The 18,584-nt window shown below is 60.2% G+C and carries 14 protein-coding genes; 5 read left to right on the top strand and 9 right to left on the bottom strand.

The window, feature by feature from the left end; all coding sequences use genetic code 11:
* Nucleotides 1-23: 23 nt before the first annotated feature.
* The 4 genes from HT585_RS13615 to HT585_RS13630 form a co-directional block, all read right to left on the bottom strand.
* Nucleotides 24-1,541, bottom strand: coding sequence for a tripartite tricarboxylate transporter permease (locus HT585_RS13615; protein ID WP_176353448.1), 1,518 nt, complete (start codon nucleotides 1,539-1,541; stop codon nucleotides 24-26).
* Between the two features lie 36 nt (nucleotides 1,542-1,577).
* The gene (locus HT585_RS13620) at nucleotides 1,578-2,078 is read right to left on the bottom strand and encodes a tripartite tricarboxylate transporter TctB family protein (protein WP_176353449.1); all 501 of its coding nucleotides are present in this window, start codon (nucleotides 2,076-2,078) and stop codon (nucleotides 1,578-1,580) included.
* Nucleotides 2,079-2,183: 105 nt separating this feature from the next.
* Complete coding sequence (locus HT585_RS13625) at nucleotides 2,184-3,170, bottom strand: tripartite tricarboxylate transporter substrate binding protein (protein ID WP_176353450.1); 987 nt, start codon at nucleotides 3,168-3,170, stop codon at nucleotides 2,184-2,186.
* 74 nt (nucleotides 3,171-3,244) lie between these two features.
* Nucleotides 3,245-4,288, bottom strand: coding sequence for a 4-hydroxythreonine-4-phosphate dehydrogenase PdxA (locus HT585_RS13630; RefSeq protein ID WP_176353451.1), 1,044 nt, complete (start codon nucleotides 4,286-4,288; stop codon nucleotides 3,245-3,247).
* 205 nt (nucleotides 4,289-4,493) lie between these two features.
* Between HT585_RS13630 and HT585_RS13635 the strand changes: the two genes are divergently transcribed.
* The 3 genes from HT585_RS13635 to HT585_RS13645 all read left to right on the top strand — a co-directional run bounded on the left by HT585_RS13635 (nucleotide 4,494) and on the right by HT585_RS13645 (nucleotide 11,197).
* Nucleotides 4,494-5,180 carry a GntR family transcriptional regulator gene (locus tag HT585_RS13635; protein ID WP_176353452.1) on the top strand — a complete coding sequence of 229 codons (687 nt, stop codon included), beginning with the start codon at nucleotides 4,494-4,496 and terminating at the stop codon, nucleotides 5,178-5,180.
* Nucleotides 5,181-5,564: 384 nt separating this feature from the next.
* Nucleotides 5,565-9,191, top strand: a complete 3,627-nt coding sequence (locus HT585_RS13640) for a FecR domain-containing protein (RefSeq protein ID WP_246707679.1) — start codon at nucleotides 5,565-5,567, stop codon at nucleotides 9,189-9,191.
* Between the two features lie 65 nt (nucleotides 9,192-9,256).
* Nucleotides 9,257-11,197, top strand: a complete 1,941-nt coding sequence (locus HT585_RS13645) for a CHASE2 domain-containing protein (protein WP_425513743.1) — start codon at nucleotides 9,257-9,259, stop codon at nucleotides 11,195-11,197.
* Nucleotides 11,198-11,234: 37 nt separating this feature from the next.
* Here the strand turns inward: HT585_RS13645 and HT585_RS13650 are convergent, their stop codons facing one another.
* The 5 genes from HT585_RS13650 to HT585_RS13670 all read right to left on the bottom strand — a co-directional run bounded on the left by HT585_RS13650 (nucleotide 11,235) and on the right by HT585_RS13670 (nucleotide 16,006).
* Entirely contained in the window at nucleotides 11,235-11,951 is a 717-nt protein-coding gene (locus HT585_RS13650; protein WP_176353455.1) for an ABC transporter ATP-binding protein, read from the bottom strand.
* Nucleotides 11,932-12,696: an ABC transporter ATP-binding protein gene (locus HT585_RS13655; protein WP_176353456.1), complete on the bottom strand. Its 765-nt coding sequence runs from the start codon at nucleotides 12,694-12,696 to the stop codon at nucleotides 11,932-11,934. The genes HT585_RS13650 and HT585_RS13655 overlap by 20 nt, the downstream gene beginning before the upstream one ends.
* Nucleotides 12,696-13,700 carry a branched-chain amino acid ABC transporter permease gene (locus HT585_RS13660; RefSeq protein ID WP_176353457.1) on the bottom strand — a complete coding sequence of 335 codons (1,005 nt, stop codon included), beginning with the start codon at nucleotides 13,698-13,700 and terminating at the stop codon, nucleotides 12,696-12,698. The genes HT585_RS13655 and HT585_RS13660 overlap by 1 nt, the downstream gene beginning before the upstream one ends.
* A complete protein-coding gene (locus HT585_RS13665) occupies nucleotides 13,697-14,563 on the bottom strand; it encodes a branched-chain amino acid ABC transporter permease (RefSeq protein ID WP_176353458.1) in 867 nt (288 codons plus the stop codon). The genes HT585_RS13660 and HT585_RS13665 overlap by 4 nt, the downstream gene beginning before the upstream one ends.
* A 270-nt stretch (nucleotides 14,564-14,833) precedes the next feature.
* Nucleotides 14,834-16,006 carry an ABC transporter substrate-binding protein gene (locus HT585_RS13670; protein WP_176353459.1) on the bottom strand — a complete coding sequence of 391 codons (1,173 nt, stop codon included), beginning with the start codon at nucleotides 16,004-16,006 and terminating at the stop codon, nucleotides 14,834-14,836.
* Between the two features lie 587 nt (nucleotides 16,007-16,593).
* On the opposite strand from HT585_RS13670, the gene HT585_RS13675 reads away from it, so the two are divergent.
* A complete protein-coding gene (locus HT585_RS13675) occupies nucleotides 16,594-17,610 on the top strand; it encodes a lipoprotein N-acyltransferase Lnb domain-containing protein (RefSeq protein ID WP_176353460.1) in 1,017 nt (338 codons plus the stop codon).
* 369 nt (nucleotides 17,611-17,979) lie between these two features.
* Entirely contained in the window at nucleotides 17,980-18,504 is a 525-nt protein-coding gene (locus HT585_RS13680; protein ID WP_176353461.1) for a CYTH domain-containing protein, read from the top strand.
* Nucleotides 18,505-18,584: the final 80 nt, after the last annotated feature.

An 18,584-nucleotide genomic window follows, 5' to 3' on the forward strand; every position in this document is an offset into this window, starting at 1 on the left:
TAATGTTTGGTGCGGCGGCTCCGTCAAGCCGCCGCGCTACCGTCGCGCTTGCGTTTGCGAACCAGGCCGATCAGTCCGAAGACGACGGGCGACAGCAGCATTGCCAGGCCAAGCGCCATCAGGGACGAAACCAGCGCGTTCGACCAGAAGATGTTGAGCGAGCCGCTCGACAGGAGCATCGACTGGCGGAAGGCGTCCTCCGCCTTGTCGCCGAGCACCATAGCGAGCACCAGCGGCGCCAGCGGATAATCGAGCTTCTTGAAGACGTAGCCGAGCACACCGAAGCCGATGACCATGAAGATATCGGAGACGGAGTTTGCCACCTGGTAGGCGCCGGAGAAGATGACGGCGACAATGATCGGGCCGATGATCGAGAACGGCACGCGCAGGATCGAGGCGTAGAGCGGCACGGTGGCAAGCACCAGGATGACGGCGACGACGTTGCCGAGATACATCGAGGCGATCAGGCCCCAGACGAAATCGGGACGGTCGGTGAAGAGCATCGGACCGGGCGTGAGGCCCCAGATCATCAACCCGCCCATCATGACGGCGGCCGTGGCCGAGCCGGGAACGCCGAGCGCCAGCATCGGCAACAGTGCGGAGGTGCCGGCCGAATGGTCGGCGGTCTCGGGGGCTACGATGCCGCGTGGATCACCCTTGCCGAACTTCGACTTGTCGCGCGCCGAGCGGCGGGCAACGCCGTAGCTCATGAAGGAGGCTGCGGTCGGACCGGCGGGCGTGATGCCCATCCAGATGCCGATGATGGTCGAGCGGGCGATCGTCAGCCAGTAGCGCGGGATTTCCACCAGGGTGCGGCCGATTTCGGCGAGCTTGACGCGCGCCTTGATGCCTTCGAAGCGCAGGCCTTCTTCCGTTGTCAGCAACAGTTCGCCGATGCCGAAGAGGCCCATGACGGCGATCAGGAAGCTGACGCCCTTGATCAGCGTCGGGATGTCGAAGGTCAGGCGCAGGTCGCCGGAGATCGTGTCCATGCCCACAGATGCCAGCGCAAAACCGATCATCATCGAGACAAGCGTCTTGAACGGCGATTGTGCACCCATCGAGATGAAGCTAGCAAAGGCAAGGAAGTAGACCGCGAAATATTCAGGCGACGAGAAGCGCAGCGCGAAATTCGCGACCCAGCCCGACAGAAGCGTGATCATGACGACGCCGGCGAGCGCACCGATACCGGCGGAGACGAAGGCCAGCGTCAGGGCGCGGCTCGCCTGGCCGGCTTTCGCCATCGGATAGCCGTCGAAGGTGGTCGCGACCGACGAAGGCTCACCCGGGATATTGAACAGGATGGATGTCGTCGAACCGCCGAACAGCGCTCCCCAATACATGCAGGAGAGCAGGATGATGGCGGAGATCGGATCCATGGAGAAGGTCAGCGGCAATAGCAGCGATACGCCGTTTGGCGCACCGAGGCCGGGCAAAACGCCGACGAGAATGCCGAGCGTGACGCCGACCATCATCAGCAGGATGTGATTCCAGCTGAGGATGTGGCCGAAGCCATCGATCAGAAGACCGATATTTTCCATGTCATTCCTCCCGGGGAAACTTTTATGGGGTCGGGGTCAGTAGATCCCGAACCAGGCCTCGACCGGTCCCTTCAGCAGCGGAACCTTGAAGCCGATCTCGAATACGATGAAGAAGAAGAGCGAAACGGCAACGCCTGCCGGCAGTGAAATCCACCACTTGTAGCGACCCTGGAAGAGCATCGCGCCGGCAATGTAGAGCGCAGTACCGACATAGAGACCGAGCCAGGCGGAGACGCCGGCAAACGCAATCAGGGGCAAAAAGAAAGAGGCAACGACGCGGGCGCGGGCACCGTCGATAAAGATATCACCGGTGCCACGATGCTTCACGAACGCACCGATCGCGTTTGCGACGCTTCCCAGAATGATCAGAACGCCGATGTAGAAGGGAAAATAGCCGGCCTCCGGGCCGAAATCGCTCCATCCGGCGCCGACATCGGAGGCGCCATAGCAGACGGCTGCGCCGAAGATACCCGTCAACGTGGCAACGCCAAGCTCCACCGCGAAGCGCGACAGCCCATTCGCACTGTTTTCACTCATGATCGTGACCTTTCGAACCGGTTGACGGGCGCTCTGAAGCATCCTCTCGGCGTCAGACTTGACGCAAGGCGCTGCAGCAGCGCCCGTCCCGATATATCGCCAGTTTTAGTTGGCGAGCCAGCCTTCGCGCTTCAGAACTTCGCCGACTGCGGCGCCGTCCATCTCGATGGCGGCCTTGAAGTCTTCGCCAGCGATGTAAGCGGGAGACTGCGAGGTATCGGCCAGGTACTTCGCCCATTCCGGCGTTTCGGAGACCTTGCGCATCAGGTCCGCATAGAACTTGACCGCATCGGGTTCAACGCCGGCCGGCAGCCAGACGGTGCGCGGCATGGAGTAGTTGTCGATGGCAATGCCGGTTTCCTTGCAGGTCGGAATGTCGCTCCAGCCCTTGTCTCCGGCAACCTTGGCATCGTTCGTCAGCTTGACGCTCTTGAAGACGCAAAGCGGCTTGACCATGCCGGCCTGCCACTGACCGAGGTTTTCGCTCGGGTTGTTGACGTTGGCGTCGAGGTGTTCGCCTGCGAGCTGGACTGCCGCTTCGCCGCCGCTCTTGAACGGGATGTAGTTGATGGTCGCGCCGGTCGCCTCGTTGATCATCGAGGTGAGGATCTGGTCGACGTCCTTGGACTGGCTTCCGCCGATCTTCAGCCCGCCTTCCTTGGCCTTTGCGGCAAAGTCTGCAGCCGTTGCGTACGATGCCTTGCCATTGACCCAGAGAATGAACTCGTCGGAGGCAAGCGCTGCAACCGGTGTCAGGTCTTCGGCCTTGTAGGGTACCTTGGCGCGGACCGGCAGCAGGTATGCATTGTTCGTGCCGAATGCCAGCTTGTAGGCGTCGCCCTTGTTGGTCGCCGTGTAGACGAAACCTTCGGCGCCGCCGGCGCTGCCCTTGTTGGTGACGACGACGGGCGCCTTCATCAGTTCGTACTTGCCGATGATCGCCTGGATCGTGCGCGCGAAGATGTCCGTGCCGCCGCCCGGGCCAGCCGTAACGACGAATTCAACCGGACGGTCGGGCTCGAAAGCCGAGGCCGGAGCAGCAACGCCGAATGCGGCTGCCATGATGCATGCGAGTGAAACGGATTTTTTCATGTCTAGTCCTCCCATTGGGTGAGATGCGGCGCAAGACCTCCTCCTGCGCCGGTAGTGATTGAAAGCGTGCGAATTCAGGCAGCAGCGTTGAGGGCAGCCTTTTTCTTCGCCATGCGAACTGCGAGCAGAACCGCTTCGCGGCTTGCGCCGACATCGGCAATGCCCTTGCCGGCGATGTCATAGGCAGTGCCGTGCGCAGGGGTGCAGAGCGCGAACGGCAGGCCGCCCATCATCGTCACGCCCTTGTCGAAGCCCATGAGCTTCATCGCGATCTGACCCTGGTCGTGGTACATGGTAAGGACGGCGTTGTAGCCCTCCTTGAGAGCACGACCGAAAACGGTGTCGGCCGGGAACGGCCCATCGACATTGAAGCCGAGCGCCTTGGCCTTTTCGACCGCCGGCTCGATGATATCGATCTCTTCCATGCCGAAGCTGCCGCCGTCGCCGGCATGCGGATTAAGGCCGGCAACCGCGATCTTTGCGTCTTCGTGACCAGCCTCCTTGAGGCAGGCCCGGGTCAATTCGAGCTCGGCAATAATGCCCTCGATCGAGAGGTTATCGGCCACTTCCTTGAGCGGAATGTGCGAGGTGACGCGTGCATTCCAGACCTTTTCGAGAACGTTGAATTCGCGAACCTTGCCGGTGAAGCCGAGCACGTCGGCAACGAAACGGATTTCATCGTCATAGCCCGGATAGGCAAAACGCATCGCCTTCTTGTTGAAGGGCGTGAAGCAGACGGCTTCGGCCTTGCCGGAATGAGCAAGCTCCAGGGCCGTGCGGAAGTTCCGCGTTGCGAACGTGCCGCCAGCAAGCGTCGCCTCGCCGCGATCGACGTCTGCCGGATCGAGATGGCCGAGATCTACGAAGACGTGGCGGGTCATTCCGGCCTTGTCGAGATCTTCAAGCGTTGAGGCCTCCAGATCGAGCGTCAGGCCTGCAGCCTTGGCACCTTCATCCAGAATGCGGCGATCGCCGATCGTGATGATGTGTGCAGCCTCTTTGATTTCGGGAAGAGCCAGCAGGCGGGCGGTCAGCTCAGGGCTGATGCCGGCAGGATCGCCCATGGCAAGCGCGATAACAGGACGCGCGCCGTTAGCGGCAGCACCATTGGTCGTCATGTGAGATGTCCTCCACTTCATGCTTTTCGACGGCTTTCATACGTTATTCAAAATTCTGCATCAAGTCTTTTGTATTCTGTATGCAGCATTTTCTGTTGACGATGGCGTGCCCTGCCTCCATGCTTCAATCAGACAGTGCTGATTCAATCGGCACGCTCGGGGAACGGACGGCCGACACGCGGCCGCCAAGCGCAGAAGCGAAACGATGAACGAAATCACACCACTGGAGAGACGCGCCGACGGCGGCCCCGGCCCGATCAGGCGGACGGCTCTGCATGACACGCTGGTCAGCCACCTGCGCGACATGATCATCGAAGGCGACCTGTCACCCGGCACAAGGCTGCATGAAGGCCAGCTCGGAGAGCAGCTCGGTGTTTCCCGCACGCCGTTGCGCGAAGCCATAAAGTATCTGGCAAGCGAAGGCTTGGTGGAACTCGTGCCGAGCCGCGGCGCCGTCGTGAAGCGCTTCAGCGCCAAGGACGTGCACGACATGCTGACTGTGCTGCAGACGCTGGAGGAGCTTGCGGGCAAGCTCGCCTGCGAAGCGGCAAGCGATGCCGCCATTGCAGAAGTCCGCGCTCTGCATGACGAAATGGTCCGCCGCTACAAAGCCGGCGACCGGCTGCAATACTACAAGCTCAACCAGCAGATCCACTCTGCGATCGTCCAGCTCGCCGAAAATGCGGCACTCGCCGACATGCACGCCGTCCTGCAGACACGGCTTAAGCGCATTCGCTTCATCGGTCACGAAGGCCCGGAAAAATGGGCGGCGGCCGTTGCAGAGCACGATGAGATGATTGTCGCACTCGAAGCGCGCGACAAAGTCAAGCTTTCCGAAGTGTTGGGGCGCCACCTGATGAACGCCTGGGAGCGGGTGCGCGCTTCGGTTTGAAGAAGCGTTGTCGTCGCGTTCTAAGCTAGCGGTCTCTTTCTTGCTCAGCGTCCTATTCTTGGGGTCAGCCACAATATTTTGAGCGAGCCCACCCGTCCGTCGGCCCATCCAAACTGCGGCGAGCACTGCGTTTTACGTCGCCTCTCCAAGGCAAAGACGGCTCGCTCGCGCTCAAACCTTCAGGCCCAAAAACTGTGCTCGATCGAAACAGTCCTGAAAAAGGCAACCGGGATCCGACAAGAAACCTGTCGCCTTGATACTACACCGACACTAGAAAACACCGCGAAACATTAGAATCCCATTGACTTTCAATATAGACGAAATTCACTGATTTCGAGGCGATCGGGATAGGGAATTGGGATGGGGCGGCCAAATTCTCACATAATGCTTGTGGCAGCAGCTGTGCTTGCATCAAGCAATGTATTGGCTGACCCTGTTCCTCGCCCGCCCCCCGCCGCAGGCTCCGTCATTGCGCGCAGATCCGGCGAAGAAGTACGCTTCGTCGACGTGTCCAACTGGCGTTTTGTGGATATCACTCAAGATCTTCTTGCCGGCGACGTATTGCGCACCAACGCAACTGGTGCGCTTGCCGTTCTTTTTTCCGACCGAACCCAGATACGGCTCGGACGAAACACGGCACTGCGCGTCAAGAAGATGGCGACCGCTGGCGACGCGCAACTGGAACTTGAGACCGGTACGATTTGGGCTCGCGCCGAACGCGGCGGCCAGGGGCTTGCTGTCGACACCCCGGCTGCGACTGCCGCTGTGCGGGGCACCGACTGGACACTGACAGTTGGCGCCGACGGCAAGACGTCTCTTATCGTGCTTGAGGGCATGGTCGAACTTAGCAATGCGCTTGGCAGCGTGACCGTCAGCCAAGGCGAAGGTGCGGTGGCCGCAATCGGACAGGCTCCATCCAAGATCGTGGTCGTCACGCCGAGAGATCGCGAGCAAATGCTCTTCCATCTCTCTTTGCGTGATTCTTTCGTCTGGATGCCCGCATCTCCTTTACGTGTGCCGGATATGCGCACCGAGCGTGAACGGATAGAGGCAATACCCCCGTCATCAAGATCTGCCGAAGACTGGCTCGCGCTGTCAGAGATCTACATGTCCCTGGACGGTCGTCAGAAAGCGCAAGACGCATTGACAGAGGCGCGTGGACGTCAGCTTGGCCGAACGCAGCAGGCACGTGCCGACCTCGTCGAGGCATTGATCGCGGGTTCTGAAAATCGCTATGACGACGCGGCAATGCTCTTCTCGCGTGCGGCGCGCGGTCTGGACACCAATCGGCGAGCCATAGCTGCCTATGGCGGCTACTTCGCTCGTTCACTTGCCAACCCCGACCACGCTGAGGCGCCTCCGCGTCATACAGCGGGTGCCTACGGAGCGCTTGCCCGGGCCTGGACCAACGGCTTTCGCAACGACATCCGTTCTGCGATTGATACCCTCAAGCAGGCAGAGCGCCAGTTTCCTGACGACCCGACATTGCCCGCCGCCCGCGCGCAGTTCGCCCTGCTACTGGATGATCGCGAAGAAGTCCGCGATGGTATCGAAAGGGCGCTGGCTATCGATCCGGAGGACCCAACCGCGCTGCAAGCCCGCTCCGATTACCGCTTTCACATCGAGAATAATCTCGATGGAGCTTTGGCAGACCTCGAGCAAGGCCTGAAGACAGCGCCCGGCTCATCGTCAATCTGGAACTCTCTCGGGCTCGTGCAGGGCGAACGCGGCGACAATCGCGCGGCGGAAAGTGCCTTCAAGCGTGCGATCGCGCTCGACCCGCAGGATCCTGTTTCACATGCAAATCTGGCTATTTTCTACCTGATGGAAAACCGCATGGTGGAGGCAAGGAGCGAAATTGATGCAGCGCTTGCCGCCGACCCGACCTTCGACGTGACACTGGTGGCGCGCGGGCGTTATCACATGCAGACCGGCGAATTGGACAAAGCCGTCGAAGATCTGCTCGCGGGGTCTACCGCCAATCCAGCCTACTCCGGCGCCCAAGTGTTGCTCGCTGGCGCCTACTATGAGAAGGGTGATCGCATCCCCGCCGCCCAGGCGCTCGATAACGCCGATCGGTTAGATCCCAACGATCCTGTCGTCATGCAGATGCGCACTGCGATCGCCATCGACGACTATGATTCGGACGCCGCAATTCGTTATGCCCAGGAGCTCATGCGCCGAACCCGGGCGCGCGGTGGCGAAACAACCTCGCTAGGCGCCAATCAGGATGCCGGCTCCACGCTCAACGACGCGTTTCGCCTGCAGGGACTCAATGCCTGGGGACAATATTACGGCGACGCCGTTTTTGATCCCTTCACCGGCTCGAGCTACGTCGACCAGGCCGTGCGCGGAAGCGTTAATCCGCTCTTCAACACGTATGATTTCGACGGCAGCCCTGTCGTCAACACTGCCAACCCACAAAGTTTCTCGGCCTTCTTCCAAGGTCTACTGATCGAGCCGCTCATGCTCGCAAGCCGCGAACGCACCGCCAACATCTTGCAGAGACCATTCTTCGAGACAGCACTCGGCGGTGGCATCATCACTGATAGCGAGAACCAAGGGTGGATCGGCGAGGCGGAACTGCGTGGTCTTACGTTTTCGCCTTTCCCGATCAGCGTTTATGGCAGTGTGCAATGGGAAGAACCGCGCGATACCATCGACCTCGAACAGGGCCTGCGACTCGATAGAGAAGTACGCCTTCTCGGCGGCAACGGCTATCTGACGGCAACGCCGACACCAGACGACAGGATCATAGCCTATACCAACTATGGTAAGTTCGATGATAGCGGCAGCATATTTGACATACCGGATCCTCGCGCGGCGCCCTTCAATCTGGACACAGTAAACGACGACACCTCATCACGTTTGCGTTCCGGCATCGCTTGGAGCCACACATTCGGTTACCGGAATGTCGCAAACGTTGCGTTCTTCTTCAGCGATCAGAAAACTGTCGAAAGCGAGAGGTTAGCGCTTTCCGGAGCGAACCTACCAGCACTGGTCGCGACCCGCGACGAACAACAGCAAACAACCTATGTCGCTGCGGTAAATCACCTAATTGGCGATGATGCGATGACCTGGCGCTATGGTGTCGAGGCGGGTAAGGTCAGATCCAAGAATGCCGCCGATATTCTCCTGACGGACCCTACGGGTCAGACACCTCCGGTTTCTTTCTCAAGCTCGGTTTCCGCGACCCAATCAGTGGCAAAGGCCTACATAGACGGCATCTACGAGATCACTCCGGACCTGAAAGTCGAGGGAGCACTGCTTGCGCGCTACATCGAGGACGTCAACGACGACGATGTTCGCTTGGAGCCGAAGATCGGCATCGCGTGGGCGCCGGCGGAGAGGCATTGGCTGAGAGCAGCGGCGATGCGCGACGGCGTGAACTTCGACGTGGCCACGCTCGCCCCGATCGGCGTCGTCAACCTGCAACCGAACCAACTGCGTTTCGGTGCCGAAGGCTACACGGATACACTGGCGTTTCGTTGGGACGCGGAATGGCGGGACTGGCTCTTCACCGCCCTCGACTACCAACACCAGAAAATTCGAGAGCTGTCGCTCGACGTGCCGCTGTCCACGACGAGCCTCGACTACGCCAAGGTCGGGCTTGACCGCGTGGCTGCAACTGCAAATTTCGCACTCGGACACGGCTTTGGCCTTTCGACGACGGCCGCCCATACAAACGCCGACGTCAAAGACGATCCCGCCAACCTCGCCGACGAATTGCTATTCGTTCCGGAAAACAGTGGTCAGGTGGCCCTGACCTGGGTCAGCACGGCCAACGTGAAGGCGACGATCGCAGCCAACTATGTCGGCACGCGCCCAGGTGATGGCAAAACGCTTGACGATTTCTGGACACTCGACGCTTCCCTGGAATGGGAGCCCTTCGACAAGCAACTCGAAGTCAATCTGGCGGCGTTCAATCTGCTTGACGAGGAGTTCGAACTGCGAGACGGCCTGCCCGGCTGGGGACCGACATTCAAGGGCACGGTCAAAGTGCGCTTTTGATGAAGGATCTTGGCGCGTTCTATTTTTCTGGCGGCGCATCTGCGCAAGGGGATGGACACGGACAGTTGCAAAGGCGGCTAAAGTTGCTCGTGCTTGCAGCACTTATCGGTATTGCGCTGTCAATTGCATCGTTGACTGGCGCATGGTCGCTCAACGAACTGCGCAGTTTCGACTACCTCTCGACTGTCTACCGGCCGCCGCTTCCCGCCAACGGGCCGGTGATCGTCGCGATTGACGAGCCGTCCATGGTCGAGATTGGTCGTCAATGGCCTTGGCCGCGAGCCCTACATGCGCGCCTTATAGATGCTCTGCGCAAAGCCGGAGCGCGTGCGATCGGCATCGACGTGATTTTTGCAGAACCGTCGGCGGATCCGGCAAACGACGCATTGCTTGAGCGTGCCTTGGGGCCAGACGTCGTCCTAGCCGGCGACCAATCATTGGTCGAGGCACCTCAGGCCGACCAGTTTATCCGCACGGAACCACTTGCGATCTTCACCAAGAAGGGTGCCCGAACAGGAATTGCTTCGGTCGATCTCGGCGGAGACGGCACATTGCGGGCAGTGCCTGTCTACCCTGATGGATTTGCAGCTGTTCTCGCCGACGTCGCTGGCGCACGTTCCGTGCCTCCACCACAATATGGTTTGATCCAGACTTTTGGCCCGGCCCGCACCTATCCAACAGTATCCTATTATCAGGCCCTTGATCCCGACAACTTTCTGCCGAAAAACACCTTCCGAGATCGGGTCGTGCTCGTCGGCCTCAGCCTGCAGAATGCGCCATTGATTGCCGACGGCGGAGCCGATGCCTTTCCAAGTTCGGATACTGTGCATTCGAACAAACTCGTCTCGGGCGTCGAGATGCAGGCGACGATCTACGACAATCTAGCATGTGGCCTGTTCATCACCCGGGCGGCGCCGCCGGCCATCATCGCCGCTATTCTGATCGCCGCCATCATAGCCGCTTTGACCGTATTGCCCGCGACCGGCTGGCAGACGCTTGGCCATGCCGTCATCGCTCTCGTGTTAATCGTCCTTGCAAGCTATGCCACCATGAGACTCGGCCAGGTCTTTGTTTCGCCTATCGGACCTGGCCTTGCGTTTCTCGGCGTTGTTGCCGGTCAGGCCGGGCTCGATTATGCCGAGGAGCGACGACGGCGGCGAGAGATCACCCGCGCCTTCTCGCAATATCTCTCCCCCGCACTTGTCGAGCGGCTCGCGCGGGACCCATCACATCTGAAACTCGGCGGCGAGCGGCGGACATTGTCGGTGCTTTTTTGCGACATAAGAGGTTTTACCTCGATCGCCGAAGACATGAAGGAGGATCCCGAAGGCTTGACGACACTCGTCAACCGACTGCTGACCCCGCTATCGGAGGCCGTTCTCCAGCAGGGCGGTACAATCGACAAATATATCGGCGATTGCCTGATGGCATTCTGGAACGCACCGCTCGACGACCCGGATCACGCAACCCACGCAGTGCAGGCGGCACTTGATATGCTCGCGGCACTCCAGGAGGTCAATGATGAGCTTGCGACGGAAGCCAAGACAGACGGCCGCGCGGTCCAGTCGTTGCGCATCGGGATCGGTGTCAACACCGGCGAATGTATTGTCGGGAACATGGGGTCCATTCGACGTTTCGACTATTCGGCGCTCGGCGACGCAGTCAACCTAGCCTCACGCCTCGAGGGCGCCTCCAAGGATTACGACATTCCGTTGCTTCTGGGCGAAAGCACCGCCTCGCTCGTTAAGGAGACGTTCCCAGTCGCCGAACTCGATCGCATCACCGTCAAAGGCCGAAGCGCGGTTTCACCTGTGTTTACGGTCGTTCCTCACGCCCCGCAGGATGCTCTGCAGCGTCACCAGACCTTCCTGGAAGCAAAGTATGGTGCTAACCTCACGATCCACGACGTCATCTTCGACCAGATGAAGAGCGCGATACCAGCGCTCGCCCCATACTACGAGGGCGAGCGAGCCAGGCTCCGGACAGCCCAGTGCAAAAAACCGTAAGTGCCGAATGTCCGATTTCCGTTGTGGCTCTCGGTCTTCAGTGAAGCCCACCGACACCCAGCAATCGCTCGACGGCTCCGTGGTCACCTGAAAGCGCCTGTGGCGTGCCTGCCCAGGCAACACGTCCGCGTTCCAACACGATGACCTGATCGGCAAAATCGAGCGCGCTCTGGATGCGCTGCTCGACGAGCACGATCGTCATATCACCGGTCTTCGCGAGCTCGGAAAAGGCCTTCATCAGTTCCTCGCAGATGACAGGCGCTAGCCCCTCGAGCGGTTCATCCAGCAGCAGGACCGACGGGCGACCGAGGATCGAACGCGCCGTCGACAGCATCTGCTGCTCGCCGCCGGAGAGCTGGCTGCCGAGGTTGCGCCGTCGCTCGAAAAGCCGCGGGAACATGTCGTAGGCTTCCTGCAGCGCCGCCTTCGGCCGGTCCTTAAGGCCAACGAACAGGTTCTCCTCGACCGTCAACGTTGGAAAGACACAGCGCGCCTGCGGCACGAAGCCCAGGCCCCTGCGGGCGCGCGAGGCGCTTGGAAGCGCTGTCACATCCGTATCACCTAAACGAATGCGTCCGTCATAGCGCTTCGTCTGACCGGCCAGTGTTGCAAGAAGCGTCGTCTTGCCCATGCCGTTGCGGCCGAGAACGGCAAGACGCGCGCCCGATGGAACAGAGAACGAGATGTCTTCGAGCACCCGCGTCGGCCCATAACCGGCCGACAGGTTTTCCACCTCAAGCGGCGTGGCTGGCATTGGCGTAGCTCCCCAGATAGGCTTCTCGCACCCGTGGATCCTGGGTGACGTCAGACGGCGAGCCGTCGAAGATAATGGCGCCGGCGGCAAGCACGACGACGCGCTTGGCAAAGCGGAAGACAAGATCCATATCGTGCTCGATCATCAGGACTGCGAGATCGGCCGGCAGGTCGGCAAGCGCCTGCTCGATCCGTCCGGTATCGCTCTGCGGCACACCGGCGGCCGGCTCGTCGAGCAGAAGAACCTTCGGCTTCAGGGCGAGCGCCACGGCGATTTCAAGCAGGCGCTGCTGGCCGTAGGCGATCTCGCTGACCTTGCGATGCATCAGATCGCGAAGCCCTAGCTTGCCGAGCAACTGACCGACCTCATCCATCACATCTGGCATGGCGAGGAAGTTGCCGAACAGCCGCCCGGATCGGCCATCGCGCTGCAGCACCGCAAGCGCCACATGCTCGGCCGGCGTCATGTCGAGGAAAAGCCGCGTGACCTGAAAGGAGCGCACAAGCCCCCTCCTCACCCGGCCGATCGCATCGATGCCGGTGACAGTCTCGCCGCCAAGACGAACATCGCCGGAATCGGGAACCAGATTGCCGGTCACCAGATTGACGAACGTCGTCTTGCCGGCGCCATTCGGGCCGATCAGCGCGACGCGGTCGCCCGGCGCCATGCTGAGGCTGACGTCGTTAGTGACGGCGAGGCCGCCGAAGGCGCGCTTGAGATTGCGAACTTCAAAAATGGGCTGCATCACTTTGCCTCCCGGCGGCGGGCGACGAAGGCGGCGGCCGTTCCAAAAAGCCCCTTCGGTGCGAAGAGGACGACGGCAATCAGAAGAGCGCCGACCATCGTCAGCCAATGAAATGGGTTGGCGGCGGAAACGACGTCTTCGAAAAACATGAAGACGATGGTGCCGGTGAGTGCGCCGAACAGCGACCCGGTTCCACCGAGAACGAGCATGACCAGGCTTTCGGCCGACATGGTGAAGGACAGGCTGTCGAGACCAACCACTTGGGTCGAAATCGCATTCAGCGCCCCGCCGACGCCGGCGACGGCGCCGGAGATGATATACATCTTCATCAGCGCGGCCTTGGGCGATGCCCCCATTGAGCGGATGCGGATCGGATCTTCCTTGATCGCCCGGCACAGCATGCCGAACGGTGAACGCACGATCAGCCTGAGAATGAAGAAGACAAGCACCAGCAGCACGACGCCGAAAACGTAGGCGGTGCGGCCCCAAAGGTCGAATTCGTAGAGACCGATGAGCGCACTCGGCGCAATGCCGGAGAGACCGTCGCTGCCGCCGGTCCAGGACGAGGCCTTGTTGGCGAACTCATGGAAGAGGTGAATGAGCGCAATTGAGAGCACAAGTTGGGGCAGACCATGGGCGCGCAGGATCACGGCACCACAGATCAGGCCGGCAATGGCACCGGCGACGATGCCGAAGGCGAGCATGGCGATGGGATCATTGATTCCGTAATGCGCCGAAACAATCCCCGCGGCATAGGCACCGGCGCCGAAGAGTGCGGCGTGCCCCAGCGTCGCGACCCCGCAATAGCCGGTGACGAGATCAAGTGAGAGTACCAGAAGCGCGATCGCGATGATGCGCGTCAGCAGCGCCAGATTGTTGGGAAACAGGAAGTAGCCGATGACAGCGAGCGCCAGAATGACGCCAAGGCCGATCAGGTCGCCGCCGCCGAAGCGGTGCTTGGCCGGCCTCTCCGCGATAAGGTCGTTTGTGGTGGTCATGCTCATCCCTTGGCTCTCCCTGCAAGTCCGCGCGGGAAAACGCAGATGATTGCGATGACGGCCAGATAGAAGAAGAATTCGCCGAATTCCGGCATCAGGTAGCGGCCGGTCGTATCGATGCCGCCAAGCAGAAGACACGCCAGGAGCGCGCCAGGAATCGAGCCGGCACCGCCAACCGATACGACGACCAGGAATGTCACCATGTAGCGCAGCGCATAGTAGGGCTCGACCGGAAGAAGCTCCGCACCGACAACCCCACCGAAGGCGGCAAGTCCGACGGCGACTGCAAAACTGACAGCATAGACGATCTCGGTGCGCACGCCGAGCGCTGCGGCCATCGCCGCGTTGTCGACCGAGGCGCGCAGCTTCACACCGAAGGCGGTCTTTTCGATCGCGTACCAGAGCGCGAGTGCCACGGCGAGACCGCAGAGGATCGCAAACAGCCTGTGGGTGGCGATGGCGCGGAAGCCTAGATCGACGGAACCCTGTAGTTGCGGGGGCAGCGGCACGGTCTTCAGTGTCGGGCCGAAGACGTAATTGGCGATGCCTATGATGCAGAAAGTGATGCCGATGGTCATCAACACCTGGGTCAATTCCGGCGCACCATAGATGCGCCGGTAAAGCAGGCGTTCGATCGGTATCGCGATCAGGATCGTGCCGAAGACAGCCAGCACGATGGCAAAACCATATGCAAGGCCGAGATCGCGCGCGGCGTAGGATGCGATGTAGCCGCCGATCATGGCAAAGGCGCCATGGGCAAGATTGACGACGCGCATCAGCCCCATGGTCACCGAAAGCCCGATGGAGATGACGAAGAGCACCATGCCGTAGGCAAGGGCATCGATCGCGATGCTGAGGACTGTTTGCATGGGACTATCCGATGCCTTTTCGTTATCGCTCGTGGTGCGGCGGCAGGGCAGACGAGCCCTGCCCGCCAAACGGCCACCCGCCAGGATCACCGCTGCTTTAGCGAGTGCTGCAAGCGATCCGGATCAATGTTTAGAGCACTTCCCGCTGGAAGGCACGTCGCGCCGTTCCAGAGGCAACGGCCTTTCGTCCAGTTCAATCGACTGTCATGCAGCCTGTCTCCTCCCAGGCAAACGGGCGGCCATAACAACCACCCATCCTTGCCAAAGCGGCTACTTCACAGCTGCGAGACCGGGGTCGCCCTGCTTCTCGAAGGTCTGAACCTCCTTGTTGTAGTAGGTGCCGTCATCTGCCTTGGCGACTTCGCGCAGATAGATGTTCTGCGTGATGTGGCGCGATTCCGGATCGATGGAAACCGGTCCCCTCGGGCTCGTCCAGGCAAGACCCTTGACCGCATCGACCGCCTTCTGCGCATCCTGCTCGCCGCCGGTCGCTTCGATCATCTTGTAGATCACATGCATGCCGTCATAGGCACCGATGGAGGGGAACGAGAGTTCGGCCGGATTGCCGATCGCCTTCGAAGCGGCCTCGACGAAAGCCTTGTTCTCAGGGCTGTCGTGCGAGACGGCGTAGTGGAATGTCGTCTGGATGCCGAGGGCGGCTTCGCCCAGCGCCGGCAGATCGGATTCCTGGGTCAGGTCGCCCGGTGCAAAGAACTTGATGCCGCCGCTCTTCAGGCCATTTTCATTATAGGCCTTGACGAAGCCGAGCGTGGTTGGGCCTGACGGCAGGAAGGCAAAGACGCCCTCGGCGCCGGAATCCTTGATGCGCTGCATGATCGGCGAGAAGTCATTGGTGGCAAGCGGCATGCGGATCGCTTCGACGACCTGGCCGCCGGCAGCCTCGAATCCGGCCTTGAACGCATTCTCCGCGTCGACGCCAGGACCATAATCGCTGACCACCGAGATGACCTTGGAGACGCCCGCATCCTTTGCCACCTTGGCGATCGGCGTCGAGGTCTGCCAGGTGGTGAACGAGGTGCGCACCACCAGCGGGCTCTTGGTCACGATCGCCGAGGTCGCCGCATTCATGATCACCAGAGGCACGTTTGCCTGCTCCAGCAGCGGGGTCACGGCCATTGCATCGGGTGTGAAATAGAAGCCGGCGAGATATTGCACGCCTTCCTTGACGACCAACTCCTGCGCCAGCGCCTTGGATTGGGCAGGATCGGCCTGCGGCACGTCGCGATAGATGATCTCGATGTCATCGTCGCCGACCTTGCTGCCGTTCACGGCCATATAGGCATCGATGCCGGCCTTGAAATTCTTACCCTGCAGCGCGAACGGGCCGGAAAAGGGTCCAACGACACCGATCTTGATTGTGTCGGCATAGGCAGCGCCACTCATGGCCAAGGCCGCAAGCGCGGCGAGAAATGTCCGTTTCATAGTTCCTCCCTGTGGCACCGTGCACTCCCGTCCCGGCACCGTCATCGCAAAGCAATCCGAATTTGATGCTTGTCAGTTTGCCATGCGAAACGGTGATGCAAAAATGAAATATGGGGTGGAAATCATAATTCAACAGTTATGTTTTCGCTCTTCGCTGGTTGAAGTCTGAGCGGGAAGGAGACACGGCGAAGACGAACTGACGGCTGCGATTGGGACGCGCTCCTCGGCGGTCCAGACGTTCGAGCGCAGGCGTCCATCGCTGCAGGCTCCGACCGTGGCGGTGATCCTGCCGCCTTCATGGCAGTGCTGATTATGCGCGCTAAACTCGATGATTCCGATCGGCAAGCGTGGCTCGCCGAAATCCCTACGACATCTAATGTTGGTTTGGCTTTTTCTCACGAGGTCACAGTCGATAGAGTCCGCACCCAGACGGCCTTCGCTATAGAACGTAAGCGAGGCGGCCCCTGACGTTCCCATCGATATATTCTTCGATAATCTTTCCCATCGAAGGCACATTCTATTTCCTTTGAGATCCGCTGTATCGTCTCGTAACGCAAAACCGTACACAGTGGAAAAAGGAGACTTGAGTGCGTCGATTCCTATCCGTTGTCATTAATGTTGTGCTCGCGGCAGTCATTGTGCTGACAGCTGCCTGGCTGTCACTCGCCCTATGGTATCGGCTACCGATCCCGCAAGCCGGCCGCGGAATTGCCGCCAGCGTCTCCGCAGGATTCGCCCTGGTTGTAGTGGTCGCACTCTTTGGCCGTTGGCGGCTCCCGGCAGTGGGCGCCTATCTCGCGCTTTTCCTCGGTGTACTGGTATGGTGGAGTACGATCAAACCAGAGGCCAATGCCGCCTGGGCGCCCGATGTTGCCCGGCAGGTCACAGGCAGGATCAATAGCGACACGCTGACACTCACAAATGTCCGCGACTTCGAGTGGCGCAGCAATATCGACTTCACTGAACGCTGGACGACACGCACCTACGACCTCAGCCGCCTGCAGACGGTCGACATGTTCATGTCCTACTGGTCCGGACCGAAAATAGCCCACGTGATGTTCAGCTTCGGCTTCGAGGGCGGCGAGCAGCTTGCATGGTCGATAGAGGTCCGCCACCGCGAGGGCGGCTCATTCTCGCCACTGGCCGATCTCTTCAAGAATGATCCCCTTGTGATACTGGCGGCAGACGAGCGCGATGTTGTCGGCGTGCGCTCGAACGTGCGCGGCGAGGACGTCCAGATCTATCGATTGCGTGCCACCCGGCAGCAAGCCCGACTGCTCCTGCTAGAGTACGTCGCCGACGCGAACGCACTCGCAGCCCAACCGCGGTGGTACAACTCTCTCACGACAAACTGCACGACAACTGTCGTCAAACTGATGCGGGTTGCGGGAGACCAGGTTCCGTTCGATTGGAGACTGATCGTCAATGGATATCTTCCCGACTATGCCTATGACCGCAAGGCAATCGACACTTCAATGCCGTTGACCGAATTAAGGAAGATCGCACAGATCAACGAGCGGGCTCGCGCCATCGGCCTGACGCCCGGCTTCTCGAAGGCAATTCGTGAGGGAGTGCCCTCACCACCGCCGAGGGATGCAGAATAGCGCGATCCATTACGACCTGAAAAGCTGATGCAGCGGGACCACTTGGAACTTTCTGCCTTCCCGAGTGCACTGATAAATACGCGGTCGCGTTCGAGCACTTAAAGCCCACGCGGCGAACCCGGAGCACGCGCACACTATAGGGCGCTGAGCGAATGGACCGCACGAGATCCATAATCATAAACGCCTCGAAGCTGCAGTTGTGACATCTCAGATCCTGCTTGCTGCTTGATCCGTTTAAAAGCGTCGAAAAGGAACCCCGTTGACGGGGATCAATGCAAAAGGTCAACGAACGCGCAACGTTGAACCCGATGACAAAGCTCTGCAAATTTTGAGCCGCACTGACCGCACCTTCAATCGATGAGGCCGAGCATGTCCGCAGAAATTGAGCGAAAATTTTTGGTGTTTGATGATCGGTGGCGGCAGCGGGCTTGTGAAGGATCTGTGCTGCGGCAAGCCTACCTCGTGGCGACGAAGGACCGAATCGTCCGAGTTCGGACGATTGATTCGCGGAGCGCCAAATTGACGGTAAAGATCAGAAGCAGCCGCGCCAGGCGCGAGGAGTTTGAATACGACATTCCATACGCGGACGCGAAGGAGATGTTTCAGTACGCTCAAGGAGCCATCGAAAAAACACGCTTCAAAGTGGAACATCAAGGTCACATCTGGGAAGTGGACGTCTATGCCGGCCAGCATCGCGGCCTGGTAATCGCAGAAGTTGAACTTAAAGACCAGGCCGATAATCCCGTGCTCCCCGATTGGCTTGGGCCCGAGGTGACCGGCAATTCGCATTTCTCGAACCGGCTCCTGGCTGGCAGGCGAACGGATGTCGGGGTGGCAGTCGCTGCGGACAAACATCGATCCCTAGGGCTGCTTGCCCAGAAGCGCAGTAAGTGAGGCGTGTAGATCAGCTACGCTGAAAGGACCTGTGATGATTGTTGAAGATGACAGAATGTCCAGGAGGATAGGAAGTTGTT

Source organism: Ensifer oleiphilus (assembly GCF_013371465.1).
GTDB classification, from domain to species: domain Bacteria; phylum Pseudomonadota; class Alphaproteobacteria; order Rhizobiales; family Rhizobiaceae; genus Ensifer; species Ensifer oleiphilus.

Coding starts and splice junctions, on each gene's coding strand:
- HT585_RS13615 (WP_176353448.1), bottom strand. CDS start 1,541: ATGGAAAATATCGGTCTTCTGATCGATGGCTTCGGCCACATCCTCAGC.
- HT585_RS13620 (WP_176353449.1), bottom strand. CDS start 2,078: ATGAGTGAAAACAGTGCGAATGGGCTGTCGCGCTTCGCGGTGGAGCTT.
- HT585_RS13625 (WP_176353450.1), bottom strand. CDS start 3,170: ATGAAAAAATCCGTTTCACTCGCATGCATCATGGCAGCCGCATTCGGC.
- HT585_RS13630 (WP_176353451.1), bottom strand. CDS start 4,288: ATGACGACCAATGGTGCTGCCGCTAACGGCGCGCGTCCTGTTATCGCG.
- HT585_RS13635 (WP_176353452.1), top strand. CDS start 4,494: ATGAACGAAATCACACCACTGGAGAGACGCGCCGACGGCGGCCCCGGC.
- HT585_RS13640 (WP_246707679.1), top strand. CDS start 5,565: ATGCTTGTGGCAGCAGCTGTGCTTGCATCAAGCAATGTATTGGCTGAC.
- HT585_RS13650 (WP_176353455.1), bottom strand. CDS start 11,951: ATGCCAGCCACGCCGCTTGAGGTGGAAAACCTGTCGGCCGGTTATGGG.
- HT585_RS13655 (WP_176353456.1), bottom strand. CDS start 12,696: ATGCAGCCCATTTTTGAAGTTCGCAATCTCAAGCGCGCCTTCGGCGGC.
- HT585_RS13660 (WP_176353457.1), bottom strand. CDS start 13,700: ATGAGCATGACCACCACAAACGACCTTATCGCGGAGAGGCCGGCCAAG.
- HT585_RS13665 (WP_176353458.1), bottom strand. CDS start 14,563: ATGCAAACAGTCCTCAGCATCGCGATCGATGCCCTTGCCTACGGCATG.
- HT585_RS13670 (WP_176353459.1), bottom strand. CDS start 16,006: ATGAAACGGACATTTCTCGCCGCGCTTGCGGCCTTGGCCATGAGTGGC.
- HT585_RS13680 (WP_176353461.1), top strand. CDS start 17,980: ATGTCCGCAGAAATTGAGCGAAAATTTTTGGTGTTTGATGATCGGTGG.